General features: G+C 69.7%; 19 protein-coding genes and 1 tRNA gene. 9 read left to right on the plus strand and 11 right to left on the minus strand.

The window, feature by feature from the left end; all coding sequences use genetic code 11:
* On the plus strand, nt 1–1,122 hold a 1,122-nt coding region (locus OL599_RS24630), incomplete at its 5' end, for an ATP-binding protein (protein ID WP_264716701.1).
* A 102-nt stretch (nt 1,123–1,224) separates the two neighbouring features.
* A complete protein-coding gene (pepN, locus tag OL599_RS24635) occupies nt 1,225–3,867 on the plus strand; it encodes an aminopeptidase N (RefSeq protein ID WP_264716702.1) in 2,643 nt (880 codons plus the stop codon).
* An 8-nt stretch (nt 3,868–3,875) separates the two neighbouring features.
* Here the strand turns inward: pepN and OL599_RS24640 are convergent, their stop codons facing one another.
* The 6 genes from OL599_RS24640 to OL599_RS24665 form a co-directional block, all read right to left on the minus strand.
* Nucleotides 3,876–5,381 carry a hypothetical protein gene (locus OL599_RS24640; protein ID WP_264716703.1) on the minus strand — a complete coding sequence of 502 codons (1,506 nt, stop codon included), beginning with the start codon at nt 5,379–5,381 and terminating at the stop codon, nt 3,876–3,878.
* Nucleotides 5,382–5,388: 7 nt separating this feature from the next.
* Nucleotides 5,389–6,210 carry a glycosyltransferase family 2 protein gene (locus OL599_RS24645; protein WP_264716704.1) on the minus strand — a complete coding sequence of 274 codons (822 nt, stop codon included), beginning with the start codon at nt 6,208–6,210 and terminating at the stop codon, nt 5,389–5,391.
* 180 nt (nt 6,211–6,390) lie between these two features.
* Nucleotides 6,391–8,322, minus strand: coding sequence for an acetate--CoA ligase (gene acs, locus OL599_RS24650; protein ID WP_264716705.1), 1,932 nt, complete (start codon nt 8,320–8,322; stop codon nt 6,391–6,393).
* Between the two features lie 58 nt (nt 8,323–8,380).
* Complete coding sequence (locus OL599_RS24655) at nt 8,381–8,725, minus strand: Rieske (2Fe-2S) protein (protein WP_264716706.1); 345 nt, start codon at nt 8,723–8,725, stop codon at nt 8,381–8,383.
* Nucleotides 8,722–9,135: an EVE domain-containing protein gene (locus OL599_RS24660; RefSeq protein WP_264716707.1), complete on the minus strand. Its 414-nt coding sequence runs from the start codon at nt 9,133–9,135 to the stop codon at nt 8,722–8,724. The genes OL599_RS24655 and OL599_RS24660 overlap by 4 nt, the downstream gene beginning before the upstream one ends.
* Entirely contained in the window at nt 9,135–9,428 is a 294-nt protein-coding gene (locus OL599_RS24665) for a YciI family protein (protein WP_264716708.1), read from the minus strand. Before OL599_RS24665 ends, OL599_RS24660 begins: the two co-directional genes overlap by 1 nt.
* 110 nt (nt 9,429–9,538) lie before the next feature.
* On the opposite strand from OL599_RS24665, the gene OL599_RS24670 reads away from it, so the two are divergent.
* Genes OL599_RS24670 through OL599_RS24685 form a run of 4 tightly spaced genes read left to right on the plus strand, consistent with a single transcriptional unit; the run spans nt 9,539 to nt 11,575 of the window.
* Entirely contained in the window at nt 9,539–10,306 is a 768-nt protein-coding gene (locus tag OL599_RS24670; RefSeq protein WP_264716709.1) for a heme ABC transporter permease, read from the plus strand.
* 4 nt (nt 10,307–10,310) lie between these two features.
* Nucleotides 10,311–10,448 carry a hypothetical protein gene (locus OL599_RS24675; protein WP_264716710.1) on the plus strand — a complete coding sequence of 46 codons (138 nt, stop codon included), beginning with the start codon at nt 10,311–10,313 and terminating at the stop codon, nt 10,446–10,448.
* A gap of 25 nt (nt 10,449–10,473) precedes the next feature.
* Nucleotides 10,474–10,977, plus strand: coding sequence for a cytochrome c maturation protein CcmE (gene ccmE, locus OL599_RS24680; protein ID WP_264716711.1), 504 nt, complete (start codon nt 10,474–10,476; stop codon nt 10,975–10,977).
* 31 nt (nt 10,978–11,008) lie between these two features.
* Nucleotides 11,009–11,575: a redoxin domain-containing protein gene (locus OL599_RS24685; RefSeq protein WP_264716712.1), complete on the plus strand. Its 567-nt coding sequence runs from the start codon at nt 11,009–11,011 to the stop codon at nt 11,573–11,575.
* 21 nt (nt 11,576–11,596) lie between these two features.
* Here the strand turns inward: OL599_RS24685 and OL599_RS24690 are convergent, their stop codons facing one another.
* Together OL599_RS24690 and OL599_RS24695 are read right to left on the minus strand one after the other, a co-directional pair.
* Nucleotides 11,597–12,124, minus strand: a complete 528-nt coding sequence (locus tag OL599_RS24690) for a hypothetical protein (RefSeq protein ID WP_264716714.1) — start codon at nt 12,122–12,124, stop codon at nt 11,597–11,599.
* Between the two features lie 299 nt (nt 12,125–12,423).
* Complete coding sequence (locus tag OL599_RS24695; RefSeq protein WP_264716715.1) at nt 12,424–13,419, minus strand: hypothetical protein; 996 nt, start codon at nt 13,417–13,419, stop codon at nt 12,424–12,426.
* 102 nt (nt 13,420–13,521) lie between these two features.
* Here OL599_RS24695 and OL599_RS24700 point away from each other — a divergent pair, with 102 nt between their 5' ends.
* Nucleotides 13,522–13,701, plus strand: coding sequence for a DUF1674 domain-containing protein (locus OL599_RS24700; protein ID WP_264716716.1), 180 nt, complete (start codon nt 13,522–13,524; stop codon nt 13,699–13,701).
* A 20-nt stretch (nt 13,702–13,721) separates the two neighbouring features.
* On the opposite strand, the gene folD is transcribed toward OL599_RS24700, so the two are convergent.
* The 3 genes from folD to OL599_RS24715 are packed head-to-tail and all read right to left on the minus strand — an operon-like array spanning nt 13,722 to nt 15,177.
* Complete coding sequence (folD, locus tag OL599_RS24705) at nt 13,722–14,564, minus strand: bifunctional methylenetetrahydrofolate dehydrogenase/methenyltetrahydrofolate cyclohydrolase FolD (RefSeq protein ID WP_264716717.1); 843 nt, start codon at nt 14,562–14,564, stop codon at nt 13,722–13,724.
* Nucleotides 14,561–14,860, minus strand: coding sequence for a DUF167 domain-containing protein (locus tag OL599_RS24710; protein ID WP_264716718.1), 300 nt, complete (start codon nt 14,858–14,860; stop codon nt 14,561–14,563). The genes folD and OL599_RS24710 overlap by 4 nt, the downstream gene beginning before the upstream one ends.
* Nucleotides 14,860–15,177, minus strand: a complete 318-nt coding sequence (locus tag OL599_RS24715; RefSeq protein ID WP_347403230.1) for a YggT family protein — start codon at nt 15,175–15,177, stop codon at nt 14,860–14,862. The genes OL599_RS24710 and OL599_RS24715 overlap by 1 nt, the downstream gene beginning before the upstream one ends.
* A gap of 172 nt (nt 15,178–15,349) precedes the next feature.
* Between OL599_RS24715 and OL599_RS24720 the strand changes: the two genes are divergently transcribed.
* Nucleotides 15,350–15,425: transfer RNA gene (locus tag OL599_RS24720), tRNA-Ala, on the plus strand.
* Nucleotides 15,426–15,584: 159 nt separating this feature from the next.
* A partial coding sequence (locus tag OL599_RS24725) for a transcription antitermination factor NusB (protein ID WP_283949927.1) occupies nt 15,585–15,952 on the plus strand: 368 nt, incomplete at its 3' end.

Consider the following 15,952-nt stretch of genomic DNA (forward strand, 5'->3'; position numbering starts at 1 on the left):
CGCCTGCCGCCGATCGAGCGCATCGCCCGCAGCATCGAACGGCTGGCCCGCCCCCTGGCCGCCCGGGCGGCCCAGCTGGGCGAGGCGCTGCGCGCGAACGAGGCGATCGTGGAGCGCCTGCCGGACCCGCTGCTGGTGCTGGGCGGCGACCAGGCGGTGCAGCGGACCAATGCCGCGGCCCGCGCCGCCTTCGGCGCCGACATCGCCGCGGTGCTCCGCCATCCCGTGCTGCGCGGCGCGATCGACCGTGCCTATGCCCAGAGAACGGGCCAGACCGCCGAGCTGATCCTGCCCGTGCCGACCGAGCGCGAAGTGCACGCGACCGTGATCTTCCTCGATCCGCCCCTGGCCGATGGCGGGCAGGCGATCGTGGTGCTGTCCGATCGCACGCGCGAGCGGGCGGTGGAGCGGATGCGCGCCGATTTCGTCGCCAATGTCAGCCATGAGCTGCGCACCCCGCTGGCCAGCCTGATCGGCTTCATCGACACGCTGCGCGGCCCCGCCGCCGACGACCCGCCGGCGCAGCGGCGCTTCCTGGGCATCATGGCCGAACAGGCCGAGCGCATGAACCGGCTGATCGACAACCTGCTGAGCCTGTCGCGCGTCGAGCTGACCGAGCACCAGCCGCCATCCGAGCAGGTCGCCCTGTCCGATGTCGCAAGGAGCGTGGCGGCCGGGTTCGAGCCGCGGCTGACCGAGCGCAAGGTGAGCCTGGAACTGGACATCGAGCCCGGCCTGCCCACGGTATCCGCCGATGCCGACCAGCTCGCGCAGGTGTTGAACAACCTGGTCGAGAACGCCGTGAAATACGGCCGCGCCGGCGGCACGGTGCGGCTGTCGGCGGCGACGCCGAAACCCGGCGGGCGCTGGCCGGCGCGGCCCGGCGTGGTGGTGGCGGTGACCGATGAGGGGCCCGGCATCGCCCGCGCCCATGTGCCGCGGCTGACCGAGCGGTTCTACCGCGTGGACAAAGGGCGGTCCCGCTCGGCGGGGGGCACCGGACTGGGGCTCGCGATCGTGAAGCATATCGTCAACCGCCATCGCGGCCTGCTCGCCATCGAGAGCGAGGAAGGCCGCGGCTCCACCTTCAGCGTCTGGCTGCCACTCGGCCCGGAGAAATAGCTGGGGCCGGTTCCCCGGCCTCGGCATCACGTCACGGCCCGGGCGTGACCGACGGTCGGATTGGGGGCATGTTCACCGCCGCCGCCGCGAACCGGAGATACCATGCCCGACATCACCGATGCCGCCCTGCACGCCATCCACCGCACCGACTACCTGCCGCCGGCCTTCCTGGTCGAGACCGTCGACCTGCGTTTCGACCTCGACCCGGCGGCAACGGTGGTGCGCTCGCGCCTGGCGGTCCGGCGCAATCCCGCTCATGGCGACCCCACCGCGCCGCTGCATCTGGACGGCGAGGCGCTGACGCTGCTGAGCGTGAAGCTGGACGGCGAGGCGCTGAGCGCCAACCGCTATTCCGTGCAGCCCGACGGCGGACTGGTGATCCTCGACCTGCCGGACGCCTGCACCATCGAGATCGAGACGCGGATCGCGCCCGAGCAGAATTCCGAGCTGAGCGGACTGTATGTCTCCGGCGGCAACTTCTTCACCCAGTGCGAGGCGGAAGGGTTCCGCCGCATCACCTGGTTCCCCGACCGCCCCGACGTGATGGCGCGCTTCACCACCACCATCGTCGCCGACCGCGCGCGCTATCCGGTGCTGCTGTCCAACGGCAATCCCACCGCGAACGGGATGGACGGGGCACGCCACTGGGCCACATGGGTCGATCCGCATCCAAAGCCGTCCTACCTGTTCGCATTGGTCGCCGGCGACCTCGTCGCGGTGCGCGACAGCTTCACCACGCGCTCGGGCCGGAACGTGGATCTGGCGATCTGGGTGCGCGCCGGCGACGAGGACCGGTGCGCGCACGCGATGCAGTCGCTGAAGACGTCGATGAAGTGGGACGAGGATGTCTACGGCCTCGAATACGACCTCGACGTGTTCAACATCGCCGCCGTGTCGGACTTCAACATGGGGGCGATGGAGAACAAGGGGCTCAACGTCTTCAACACGAAATACGTGCTGGCGCGGCCGGAGACGGCGACGGACACCGACTACCAGGGCATCGAGACCGTCATCGCGCACGAGTATTTCCACAACTGGACCGGCAATCGCATCACCTGCCGCGACTGGTTCCAGTTGTCGCTGAAGGAAGGGCTGACGGTGTTCCGCGACCAGCAGTTCTCCGCCGACCAGGGCAGCCCGGCGGTGAAGCGGTTGGCCGACGTGCGCCGGCTGCGCGCCGCGCAGTTCCCCGAGGATGACGGCCCGCTGGCCCATCCGGTGCGGCCCGACAGCTACATCGCCATCGACAACTTCTACACCGCCACCGTCTACCAGAAGGGGGCGGAGGTGGTGCGGATGCTGCACACGCTGCTGGGGCCTGCGGGGTTCCGCAAGGGCATGGACCTGTACGTCGCCCGCCACGACAACCAGGCCGTCACCATCGAGGATTTCGTGCGCGCGTTGCAGGACGGAGCGGGCGTGGACCTCACCGCGTTCATTGCCTGGTACGCGCAGGCCGGCACGCCCGAACTGTCGGTGGCGGACGCCTACGATGCCGCGACGCGCCGCTATACGCTGACGCTGCGGCAATCGACGCACCCCACGCCCGGCCAGCCGGAGAAGCGGCCGTTGCCGATCCCGGTTGCCATGGGCCTGCTGGGCCCCGAAGGGCGGGAGCTCGCCACCACCCTGGACGGCGGCACGCAGCCGGGCACGCGCATGTTGCTGCTGCGGGATGCCGAGCAGAGCTTCGTGTTCACCGACATCCCGGCGCCGCCGGTGCCGTCGCTGCTGCGCGGCTACTCGGCGCCGGTCAAGCTCTCGGGCATCGCGCCGGAGCGCCTGCGCTTCCTGGCCGCGCACGACACCGATCCGTTCGTGCGCTGGGACTCCGGCCAGCAATACGCGACCGGGGTGATGCTGGATCTGGTGTCGCGCTGGCGCCGCGACGAGGCGCTGGCGCTGGATGACGGGCTGGCGGACGCGCTGGCGGCCACGCTCGCTGACGCCGACCGCGACCCCGGCTTCGCCGCGGAGGCATTGCTGCTGCCGGGCGAGGCGTTCGTCGCCGACCAGATGAAGGTGGCCGATGTCGAGGCGATCCATGCGGTGCGCCGCTTCCTGCGCACGGAGATCGGTCGGCGGCTGGGCGCTGCGTTGCGGGCGACGTATGACCGGCTGACGGATCGCGGCGAGTACCGGATCGACGGGCTCGCGATCGGCCGCCGCGCGTTGCGTAATGCCTGCCTCGCTTACCTGGGCGCGGCCGGCGATGCCGGCGTGGCGCTGGCCAAGGCGCAGTTCGACGCCGGCGGCAACATGACCGACGTGCTGGCGGCGCTGGAGGTGCTGGCGGCCACCGATGCGCCGGCGCGCGAGGACGCGCTGGCCACGTTCCATGCGCGCTGGCGCGGCGACGACCTGGTGCTGGACAAGTGGTTCGCGATCCAGGCCATGTCGCCGCGGCCGCAAACCATCGACGAAGTGCGGCGCCTGTACCGCCATCCCGATTTCGACCTGCGCAACCCGAACCGCGCCCGCGCGCTCGCCGGTGCGTTCGCGGCCGGCAATCAGGTGCGCTTCCACGATGCGTCCGGCGCCGGCTATCGCTTCCTCGCCGACGTGATCCTCGCCCTCGATCCCATCAACAGCCAGACCGCGGCGCGGATGGTGAACCCGCTCGGCGCGTGGCGGCGTCAGGACGAGGCCCGGGCGGCGCTGATGCGCGGCGAGCTGGAGCGCATCCTGGCGTTGCCGAAACTCAGCCGTGGCACCTACGAGAAGGCGTCGAAGGCGCTGGGGTAGCGCCGGCGCTACGGGCGCTGTTCGACCCGGTACAGGTAGAAGTTCTCGTCGGTCCGCGCGCCCGTCTGCGCGGTCAGAAGGGTGAGCCGCAGCGCCTGCTGCGCGATGGCGTCGAGAAGCGGCGGCGCGAGCGGCGACGTGACAACGAAGAGCACGTCGCGCCCGCGCAATGCGCTGGCCGCCCGTGCCAGCGCCACGGGAATCCGGTCCGGCGTGAAGCCGTCGCGGTCGCGCGAGAAGCGCATGTAGCTGCGGACGCAGCCGCATTCCAGCATGTAGATCGGCCGGCCGAGTTCCTCGGCCACGGCGACCACGGTCGTGTCCGGCGTTCCCACCAAGGCTGCGTCCTGCAACTGGTGCCGCTCGATCCAGCGGGCGGTCGCGCCGGCCATCGAGTGTGGCGCGATCCATTGCGCGGCCGCTGCCTGCAGCCCGCCGGCGGCGCCGATGGCGAGCAGCGCCAGCACCAGCGCCGAACGGCCGGGGCGGCGCATGCGCTGCATCCACAGCGCTGTCAGGAAGATGATGAACGAGATGCCCCAATGCCGGATTCCGGTGCTGTAGACCAGATGGCCGAAGATCACGGACCCGGCGACGGCGAGCCCGATCGGCAGCCACAGCACCCGGTCGCGGCGGAAGATCGCGGCAATGCCGGCGCACAGCACGCCAGCGATCAGGATCGGCAGCCACAGGCTGGCGATCCCGTCGTGCTCATTCGGATGCAGCCAGAACGCGGGGGACAGGAGGGCGGGCTTGATCGGGACGAACGGCACGGCGATGAAGCGCAGGAACGTCTTCAGGAAATGTCCCGGGCTGGCATGCAGCGTCAGCGGCTGCGAAACCTCCCAGCCGATGTCGGCCGCCGGCGCCATTGTGGCCACGGCGAGCGCGAATCCGAGCAGATACAGCATGGCGGCCGACAGCAGCCGGTGCTCCAGGCGCGCGCCCGGCCGGCGCGCCGTCGCCACGCGGTCGACCAGGTATTCCAGCGCCAGCGCGCCGGACAGGATTGCGCCGTAGACATTGGTATTCGCCATCAGCCCGAGCAGGGCCGCGTTGGTGAACAGCCGGTCCGGGCGGGCGATCCGCAACTGCGCATAGACCAGCGCCAGCAGCAGGCAGATCCCGTAGTTCCGGCTGATCACGCTGTATTCGTAGCTGATGAAATAGCCCGCCAGCAGCAGCACCCGCTCCAGCCTGGAGAATGGCGAGACCAGGCCGACCATGACGATCACGCCGGCCGCGATGGCGGCGTGCACCACCTTCATCGCGGCCGGGGCGGCGGTGATCTTCGCGGTCAGCCACAGCAGCATGTGCCACAGGGCCGGATGGCCCTCGTAGTGCATGTTGTGGAACAGCGCCGCCGGCGTCGGGCTGGCGAGCACGATGCCCCAGGCGTTCAACTCGTCCCGCCACATGGCGTGGTCGGCGATCCGCGCCACCATGAATGCGACGAAGAACGCGGTGATCGCAATGTCGGCGGCGTGGCGCCGCGCCATCGTCGGCAGGTGCATGCGGTGTCTAGCGGGCCGAACCGTGGACCAGGGGCGCCACGTCGTCGGCCAGCGCGACGCGGCAGGACACGGGCAGTCGGCGCTGCGCCGAATCCTCGAAGATGGTTGCGCGCGCCAAACCGAGCGTCTGCAGGCGGAACAGCAGGGCGGTCTGCAGCACGCCGAACCCATAGACGATGCTGCGGCGCAGGTTGATGGAGGAGGCGTCCGGGAAGTATTTCGTCGGGCAGGAGATCTCGCCGATGCGGAAGCCGAAATACATCGCCTGGGCGAGCATCTGGTTGTCGAACACGAAATCGGCGGAACAGGCCTGCAACGGCAGGCGCTCCAGCACCGCGCGGCTCCAGGCGCGATAGCCGGTGTGGTATTCCGACAGCTTCTGCCCGACCAGCAGGTTCTGGATCAGCGTGAGCAGCCGGTTGGCGACGTATTTGTAGACCGGCATGCCGCCGGCCAGCGCGCCGCGTCCGAGAATGCGCGAGCCCAGCACCACATCGAATTGTTCCGACGCGATCATCGACGCCATCGCCGTCACCAGCCGCGGCGTGTACTGGTAGTCGGGGTGCAGCATCACCACGATGTCGGCGCCGCGGGCGAGCGCTTCGGTGTAGCAGGTCTTCTGGTTGCTGCCGTAGCCGCGGTTGCGGTCGTGCCGCAGCGTGAAGATGCCCAGCCGGCGGGCCAGCGCAACCGTGTCATCGGTGCTGGCATCGTCGGTGAGGATGATGTCGTCGACGATATCCTGCGGGATTTCGGCAAAGGTCCGCTGCAGCGTCTTCGACGCGTTGTAGGCGGGCAGCACGACCGCAACTCTCTTGCCCAGGATCATGCGACGGCCCGTCTATCGAGTACCAGCGCCATGCCGGCCGAATCGTGGTGCCGCGATGTCTGGAATGCTCGAACGTTGCACGAGCCGTCCGTTTTGCGCAACCGTGTCGCGCCGGCGTCCGCGCCCCTGCGTCACGGTATCTGCCGCGGACGCATCCGTCCGCGGCAGACGCCATGCGGATCAGCCGGCGCGGTGCTCGATCAGGTCCTTGACCACGCTGGGATCGGCCAGGGTGGAGGTGTCACCCAGCCCGTCCGTTTCGTTGGCGGCGATCTTGCGCAGGATGCGGCGCATGATCTTGCCGCTGCGCGTCTTCGGCAGACTCGGCGCCCATTGCAGGGTATCGGGGGCAGCGATCGGGCCAATCTCCTTGCGCACCCATGCGATCAGCTCCTTGCGCAGCGCGTCGTTGGGCTCCTCGCCCACCTTCAAGGTCACGTAGGCATAGATGCCCTGGCCCTTGATGTCGTGCGGGAAACCGACGACCGCCGCCTCGGCCACTTTCGGATGCGCCACCAGGGCGCTTTCCACCTCGGCGGTGCCCATGCGATGGCCGGCGACGTTGATCACGTCGTCGACGCGCCCGGTGATCCAGAAATACCCGTCGGCGTCGCGCCGGGCGCCGTCGCCGGTGAAGTAGTAGCCTTTGTACGTGCTGAAATAGGTCTGCACGAAGCGGTCGTGGTCGCCGTACACGGTGCGCATCATTCCCGGCCACGGCGCCTTGATGCACAGATTGCCTTCGACCTCGCCTTCCAGCTCACGGCCCTCGGCGTCCACCAGTACCGGCAGCACGCCCGGCAGCGGCCGCGTCGCCGAACCCGGCTTCAGCGCGATCGCGCCGATCAGCGGGCTGATCATGATGCCGCCGTTCTCGGTCTGCCACCAGGTGTCCACGATCGGGCAGCGATGCTCGCCGACCACGCGGTGGTACCACAGCCAGGCCTCGGGGTTGATCGGCTCGCCCACGCTGCCCAGCAGGCGCAGGGATTTGCGGCTGGTCTTCTCCACCGGCGCCTCGCCCTCGCGCATCAGGCTGCGGATGGCCGTGGGCGCGGTGTAGAAGATGTTCACCTGGTGCTTGTCCACGACCTGCCAGAAGCGGCTGGCGTCGGGATAGGTCGGCACGCCCTCGAACATCAGCGTGGTCGCGCCGTTGGCCAGCGGGCCATAGACGATGTAGGTGTGCCCGGTCACCCAGCCGACATCTGCGGTGCACCAGTATACCTCGCCCGGGCGGTAGTCGAACACCAGCTCATGCGTGTAGCTGGCCCAGACCATGTAGCCGCCGGTGGTGTGCAGGGCGCCCTTCGGCTGCCCGGTGCTGCCGGAGGTGTACAGCACGAACAGCGGGTCCTCGGCGTTCATCTCCGTGGGCGGGCAGTCGGGGGAGGCGGCGGCGCACAGCGTGGCGTAATCGTGGTCGCGCCCCGTCTGCATGGGCACGTCGCCGCCGGTGACCTTCACCACTACCACGCTGTGCACATCCGGGCATTGCCGCAGGGCGGCATCGGAATTGGCCTTCAGCGGCACCTTGCGGCCGCCGCGGCGGCCTTCGTCGGCGGTGATCAGCACCCGCACGCCGGCATCCTTGATGCGCTGGGCCAGGCTGTCCGGCGAGAAGCCGCCGAACACCACGGTGTGCGCGGCGCCGAGGCGCGCGCAGGCCAGCATCGCCACCGCCGCCTCGACCACCATCGGCAGGTAGATGCACACGCGGTCGCCCTTCCGCACGCCCAGCACCTTCAGCGCGTTGGCGAAGCGGCAGACCTGCTCGTACAGCTGGCGATAGGTTATCTTGGTCGAGACGTTGGGGTCATCGCTTTCCCAGATGATGGCCACTTGGTCGCCGCGCGTGGCGAGATGGCGGTCCAGGCAGCTCACCGAGGCGTTCAGGGTGCCGTCCTCGAACCACTTCACCCGCACGTCGCCATGGAAGTCGCCGCTGAGGATCCGGGTCGGTGGCTTCATCCAGGCGATGCGCTTGCACTCCTCGGCCCAGTAGCCGGCCGGGTCGGTGGCGGCGCGGGCATAGATGGCCTTGTATTGCTCCGCGTTGACGTGGGCAGTCGCGGCGATTTCCGGCTTCACCGGAAACAGGATGTCACTCATGGTTTGCTTTCCCGTCCTGGACCTCATGCAGGCCGGCCTCGCTCTCCCGTGGTCGCCCCTACAGGCCGGCATCCGCGGGCACGAGGACGGTCCCGTCCTCGATTTCGATCATAACTGCTTCCAGCCGATCGCCAAGGCAGGGCCCCCGGGTGCACCGTCCGTCGGCGATCGTGAACTCGGCGCCGTGCATCGAACAGACGATGCGGCTGCCGTCACGCGACAGGAACCGGTCCGGCGCCCAATCGAGCGGCACGCCGATATGCGGGCAGGAATTGACGTAGACCACCACCTCGTCGCCGCGCCGCACCGCGAACAAGCCGGTGAAACCGCCCGCCGACGGACCGAAGCCCTTGCTGCCGCCATCCGGGATCTCGTCGATCCGGCACAATGCGCGCCGGCTCATGCCTTCCAGCCGCCCAGCCGCGCGATCAGCTGCCAGTGCAGGTCCGACACCGGCATGACCGAAAGCCGGGACTGGCGGATCAGCGCCAGCTCGGCGAAGCGCGGGTCGGTCTTCAGCTCGGCCAGCGTCACCGGCCGCGGCAGCGGCCCGATCGCCTTCATGTCGACGCTCACCCAGTCTCCGCTCTCGGCGGTGGGATCGGGGTAGGCCTCGCGCACCACCTCGACGATGCCGACGATCTCCTTGCCGACATTGGAGTGGTAGAAGAAGGCCCGGTCGCCCAGGCGCATGGCCTTGAGGTTGTTCTTGGCCATGTGGTTGCGCACGCCGGTCCAGGGCTCCACGCCGTTGGCCACCTGCTGCGCCCAGCTGAAGGCGTCGGGTTCGGATTTCACCAGCCAGTGTGCCATCAGACCAGCTTCTCGCCGTCCTTGTAGACCGGCCGGAACGGCCGGATCACCACGCTCTCGAACAATCCCGCACGGGCGTAGGGATCGGCGGCGGCGAAGCCCTGCGCCTCGGCCCGGTCGGCCACGTCGATCACGAGCAGGCTGCCGCACGGCCGCCCGTCGATGTCGAGGATGGCGCCGGCATGCATCAGCTTGCTGGCGTAGGTCTCGAGATAGGCCAGATGCTGCGGCCGGGTCGCCATGCGCAGCTCCAGGCTGCCGGGGGTGTCGGTGCAGATCAGGGCAAACAGCATCGCGGACTCCTGTGCGGGGCGGGCCCGACATTACGAGGGCGGCGCATGGCAGGAAACTCCCCGAACCCGCGCGCCTTCAAACCGCGCCGGCACGGGACTATGTTGGCGGCGTGGACGCCACCCTCTCCCGCTCGCCGCAGCCGGTGCGCAACCTGCACCGTTTCGCCAATCCCGGCCGCTTCCTGCGGATATCCGGGCGCTTGTTGCCGCCGCTGGCGGTCGCGGCGGCGATCCTCACGGCCGCGGGCTTCGCCTGGGGGCTGTTCTTCGCGCCGGCGGACTGGCAGCAGGGCGACTCGGTGCGGATCATGTACGTGCACGTGCCAGCGGCCTGGCTGGCCTCGTCGGGCTACGTGGCGCTGGCCGTCTGCTCGGTGCTGTCGCTGGTCTGGCGGCATCCCCTGGCCGACCTGGCGGCCGTCGAGATCGGGCCGGTGGGCGCCGGCTTCGCCGCCCTGTGCCTGGCCACCGGCAGCCTGTGGGGCAAGCCGACCTGGGGCGCCTGGTGGGTATGGGATGCGCGCCTGACCTCGATGCTGGTGCTGTTCTTCCTGTATCTCGGCCATGTCGCCCTGGTGCGCGCCTTCGACGACCCGCAGCGCGGCTATCGCGCCGGGGCCATCCTGGCGCTGGTCGGCGTGGTGGACCTGCCGATCATCAAGTTCTCGGTCGACTGGTGGAACACGCTGCACCAGCCCTCGACCATCACGCTGACCGGCGCGCCCAGCATGTATGTCGGCATGCTCTGGCCGCTGCTGATCTGCGCGCTGGGCTTCACCCTGGGCTTCGCCGCCATCGTCACCGCCCGGCTGCGCGCCGCGGTGATGGAGCGGCGCATCCGTGCGCTGCTGATGGCCCGCGCGCGGGAGAGCGGCTGACGTCATGGACCATTTGACCTACATCATGGCCTCCTATGGCCTGGCCGTGGTCATTGGCGGCGGCTTCGCCGTCTCCGCCTGGGCGCGCATGCGGCGCGCCCGGCGCCGGTTGGCCGCCATCGACCCCAGGGGCCGGACATGAGCCGGCCGGACATGAGTCGTCACGCATGACCCGCAAGAAACGCCGCCTGATCATCCTGCTGGCCAGTGGCGTCTGCCTCGGCAGCGCCGCGGCACTGACCCTGTCGGCGTTCAACGACAGCATCGTCTTCTTCGTGGCGCCCTCCGACGTCGGCACCAAGGCGCCCGCGCCCGGGCGGACCTTCCGGCTGGGCGGGCTGGTCGAGGCCGGCAGCGTGGAGCGCACGCGGCTGGGCGGCAAGCCGGGCGCGCGCTTCCGCGTCACCGACGGTGGCGCTGCGGTGCCGGTGGAATATGTCGGCATCCTGCCGGACCTGTTCCGCGAAGGGCAGGGCGTGGTGGCGCTCGGAACGTTACGCGCTGACGGAGTGTTTATGGCCGCCGAGGTGCTGGCCAAGCACGACGAGACCTATATGCCGAAGGAGGTGGCGGACGCGCTGAAGAAGTCCGGCCACTGGAACCCCGACCAAGGTCCGCCGCCCCCGGCTGCCACATGGAATACGCTGACTGCCCCCAAAAACGGCGGATGATTGCGGACAGCGTTCGCGTCGGGTCTGAGTCATGAATTCCGACCGCCGCACGCTGCTGATCCTGCCGGCCGCCCTCATCGGCGCCGGCGGCGTCGCTGTTGGCGGCCTGGCCGTCTGGCGCCTGCTGCGCCAGGAGCTCGGCGACGCCGTCGACCCGCTCGGCACGCCCAGCGTGCTGACCGGGCGCAAGGTGCCGCCGTTCCGGCTGCCGGGGCTGGGCGGCGCCGGCTTCGGCTCGCTCGACCTTGCGGCCGGACAGCCCGTGCTCGTCAACTTCTTCGCCGGATGGAGCCGGATCTGCGTCGAGCAGGTGGTGCTGCTGCTCGATCTCAAGCGGCATGGCGTGGTGATCTGGGGCATCACCTTCATGGAAGCGCCGCGCAACACCGCAGCCTTCCTGGAGCGCTACGGCAATCCCTATGCCCGCGTCGCCGCCGACGAACCCGGGCGGGTCGCGGTCGACTGGGGCGTTCGGGGCGTGCCCGACACGTTCCTGGTCAACGGCGAGGGCATCGTCAAATGGCACATGTCCGGTCCGCTGACGAAGCCGGTCGTGGATCGGCAGTTGCTGCCGGCGCTGCGCAAGGTCACGTCCTGACCGGCAGCGCCTAGCCGCGTTTCAGCGCGCCAGGCGCGGACAGAAAGTGATGTTCGCGGCGGTGGGGATGAAACGCGTCAGCGCCTCGCGCAGGCGCGGGGCGATCGGCAACGTTGCGACGTCGGCGTCGAAGAACGGATCGCCCGGCTGCGCATTGCAGAATTCCTGGAAGATCGTCGCACTCAGGTCGAGCGCCATCGGCGTGCTGTACATCAGCTGAATATGGCCGATGAGCCCGCCCTCGCCGGCCCGCGATCGCGGATGCAGCGTGGCGAATTCGGAACCGAGGAAATCCATCCCGTCCCCCGGCGTTGCGGCGTCGTCACCACGCATGGAAATGCGCAAGGCCTCGGCGCGTGCCGAGTTGGCATAGAGCGGCATGCTGAAGCTGGCCGGCAGCCGGCCGCCGACGCCCAGCGGGGACGTCGTGGCACCTGCATCGGCATCGGCGTCGCCGGCGATGGGCAGCGCCACGATCGCCTGCTCGACCGGCGAGAGGCGCGCGTCGTCTCCGGTGAACAGGATGACGGCAAGCGGCAGCAGCAGCACCGGCGCCGCCAGCAGTAGCCAGCGCGGAGAGGCGAATGCCTTCCACCACTGCGTCTTGCGCCGGCGCCGCGAACCGCGTCTCGCGGGAAATTGACCGGCTGCCTGAGGGACCATTCCAGCTAGCTAGCTGAATTGCCTCGTTTTCTCAAGCAGTTTGCAGATTTCTTGCGCCCTATCAATTAAGCGTGCAGAGCCTGCAGTCTGGATATAGTATTGCGATATCAAAACGGTGAATTGCTGGAGTCTGCGCAATCAAAATGAGGAATCGGCGACCAGAATTTTGAGTCTTCACACCGGCGTTACTGTGCCGGCGGCACCGTGACTTCGGCGGACCTGCATAGATCGATCCCCGTCAGTTCCTGCTGCGTACGGTCGCCGCCATGCCCCACGCGGGCGGCGAAGCGGCAGGCGCTGCCCCGGCTGAACGGCAGGACGATGCGGCCACCCTGCGGCAGCACGGCGTTGCCAAGCAGATCGTGGCTGCGCTCCATCGCGCCCGGCGGCGCGTCCTCGGGGAACAGGTAGAATTCGGTCACAGCGCTGCCAGAGCGGTTGGCGACCAGGACGACCCTGCCTGCGGCTGCATCGGGGGGCTGGCGGGTGGCGTGCGGCACCTGCGGCACGTCCTCGGTGGTCCATCCCGGCCGGATCACCAGCGCCGGCGTAGCGCACAGGTCGAGGGCGCGGCGCTCCTCGGCCGAGCGGTTGTCGAACACGATCCGCAGGTCGGAGGTGCAGGCGCCGCGATAGGTGATGCTGCGCGTGTGGTCAGGTGCGATGTCGTCCTGCGTCAGCCGGTCCTCGCCCCACTGGTCGGCGCTGCTGGACGAAATGAACACCTGCTGGATCGGCCTTTCCGACCGGTTCACCAGCGTCACCTCGTGTTCGGCCGCAAACGCGTCGGGCGGCACGATGGCCGCCGAGCCGTTGAAGCTCACCTGGCGGGTGCGGCAGATATCGAGGCCGCGGCTCTCCTCGCGGCTGGCATCGTCGTAGATCACCTGGATGTCGAAGCTGCACTCGCGGCTGCGGCCCAGGCGCACGCGGAACGACCCGCCGGGATCGACGGTGTCGTCGCCCAGCCGGTCGTTGCCCCACTGGTCGGCGGTGGCGGGCGAAACATAGATCTCCTGGATCGCATGGCGGCTGCGGTTGACGACGACGATCTCGCGCATGGCCAACGGGCCACGCGGCGGCCGCGGCGGCTCGGCCAGGGCCGGGGCCGTCACGGCGGCGAGCGCGCCGGCGATGCAGAGTTGGCGGAGCCGCCCGGCCAGTTTTGGGGGAAGGTGCATCGATTTCCTTGGTGTGCCGCTTGGATATCCCGCCCGGGGCGCCCGTCGCCTGTCATGTCGGGCGCTTGCGGGGCGGCCTATCCGTGCCATGTTGAGCGCATGATGGAACAGACCGCACAGCCGGGCGAGGCCCCGGCACAGGCCTCGGACACGGATCGCAGCCAGGTCGCGGCGACCAGGCCGGCCCCGCCCACCCTGCCCAAGGAGATCGGCGGGCCGGCAGGCCCCGAGCCGACCCGGTATGGCGACTGGGAACAAAAGGGCCGCTGCACCGACTTCTGACAGGATGCGCCGCGCCACCGCTACGCGCGGCGCAGCATGGCCGCGGTGACGGTGTTCTCCAGCAGGCAGGCGATCGTCATCGGCCCCACGCCGCCGGGAACCGGGGTGATTGCGCCCGCGACCGCGGCGCATTCGGCAAAGGCGACGTCGCCGACCAGCCGCCCTTCCGGCAGGCGGTTGATGCCGACATCGATCACCACCGCGCCCGGCGCGATCCAGTCGCCGCGGACCATTTCCGGCCGGCCGACGGCGGCCACCACCACCTCGGCGCGGCGGCATTCCGCGGGCAGGTCGCGGCTGCGCGAATGCGCCAGCGTCACGGTGGCATCGGCCGCAGTCAGCAGTGCTGCCACCGGCTTGCCGACCAGCACGGAGCGGCCGAGCACCAGGGCGCGGGCGCCGGTCAGGCTCACGCCGGCCGCCGCCAGCAGCTTCATCACCCCCAGCGGCGTGCACGGCACCAGCCCGCGCACCCCCGCCAACAGCCGCCCGGCATTCACCTGGGTCAGCCCGTCCACGTCCTTCGCGGGGTCGATGGCGTCGATCACCGCCTGGGCGCGGATCTGCTCAGGCAAGGGAAGCTGCACCAGGATGCCGTCCACCGACGGGTCGTCGTTCAAGGCGGCGACGGTGGCGAGCAGCTCCGCCTCGGAGGTGGCGGCGGGCAGGCGGATGGTGCGGGCGGCAATCCCGGCTTCGCGCGCCGCCCGGTCCTTGTTGCGGACATAGACGGTGCTGGCGGGGTTGTCGCCCACCAGGATCACCGCCAGTCCGGGCTGGTAGCCCAGCTCCGCCACGTATTGCCGTATCTTGGCGCGCAAGGTCGCGGCGATCGCCTTGCCGTCGATGATGCGCGCGCTCACAGCGCGGCCAGCCGTGCGACGATGGCGGCCGGGTCGCCGGCGACGCGCAGGGTCTTCTCCCGGCTGGTCGCGCCCAGTGCGACCGAGACGGAGGAGGCCGGCAGGTTCAGCGCGTGGGCCAGGGTGGCGCAGGCGGCGTGGTTGGCACGCCCATCCTCCGCCGCCTCGGCGACCCCGATGCGCAACCGCTCGCCGTCTACCGCGGGGGCGCGGCCCTGCAGCCCGGGATGGCGGGATTTCGGCTGCACCTTGACGGACACCGATACCCCGCCGGTGCCGATGCGCCAGAACGTCATTACAGCAACAGGCCCTGGATATTGCCGTAGACGATGGCGCCGTAGACGCGGGCCAGCACCATCTGCGCCACGTAGATGACGAAGATCAGCACCAGCGGGCTGAGGTCCAGGCCGCCGAAGTTCGGCAGGAAGTTGCGGATCGGCCGCAGCGCCGGCTCGGTGACCCGGTACAGGAAATCCCCGATCGTCCAGACCAGCCGGTTGCGCGTGTCCAGCACGCCGAACGCCACCAGCATGCTGAACACCGCGGCCAGGATCACGGCCCACTTGTACAGGTTCAGGATTTCATTGACGATTTGATAGAGGATCGTGATCACGCGGGCCCCCGGTTAAGGTGGCGCAAGCTAGCTGGGCCCCTATCGATCCGCAACCGGCGGAACTCGGCCATGCCGTGCCGGCGCGGTGATCCGGCTTGACTTGGCATGCCCGCATCAGCATTGTCCGCGCCCTGCACGCGGCCCAGCGTTGGCCGCCGCTTCGGCGCGGGATGGGGCTGTAGCTCAGTTGGGAGAGCGCCTCGTTCGCAATGAGGAGGTCAGGGGTTCGATTCCCCTCAGCTCCACCACCATCCCGCCCGGGCTCTCCAGCCGAAATCCCCGCGAGGTGAGATGATGTGCGCCCTGTTCCTTGTCCTGGCCCCGACGACGGCGCCGGAGGCGACGGCTGGACCGGCACACGCCATGCCGTGGACGACCCGGTGATCGCGCGCCGGCAGGAACATCGCATGCCGATAGCCGATCCGACCCGCGCCGCCGCGTTCGACCTGCTGACCGCGGTGCTCGACCGGCACCGTCCGCTGGAGGAGGCGCTGGACGCGCTGCCGGCGATGGACGCACGCGACCGTGCCGCGGGGCACCGCCTCGCCGCAGCCGTGCTGCGCCGCATGGGTTCCCTGGATGCCGCCCTGGAGCCGTTCCTGAAGAAGGCCCCGCCGATCCCGGTGCGGCACGTGCTGCGGCTGGGCGCGGCCGGGCTGCTGCTGCTGGAGACGCCGCCGCACGCCGCCGTCGCCACCGCCGTGGCACTGGCGCGCAGCCGCGGGCTGGTGCCGTTCGGCCCGCTGGTGAACGCGGTGCTGCGGCGCGTGGCCGC

Origin of the sequence: Limobrevibacterium gyesilva, assembly GCF_025989185.1 — a bacterium.
GTDB lineage: Bacteria > Pseudomonadota > Alphaproteobacteria > Acetobacterales > Acetobacteraceae > Limobrevibacterium > Limobrevibacterium gyesilva.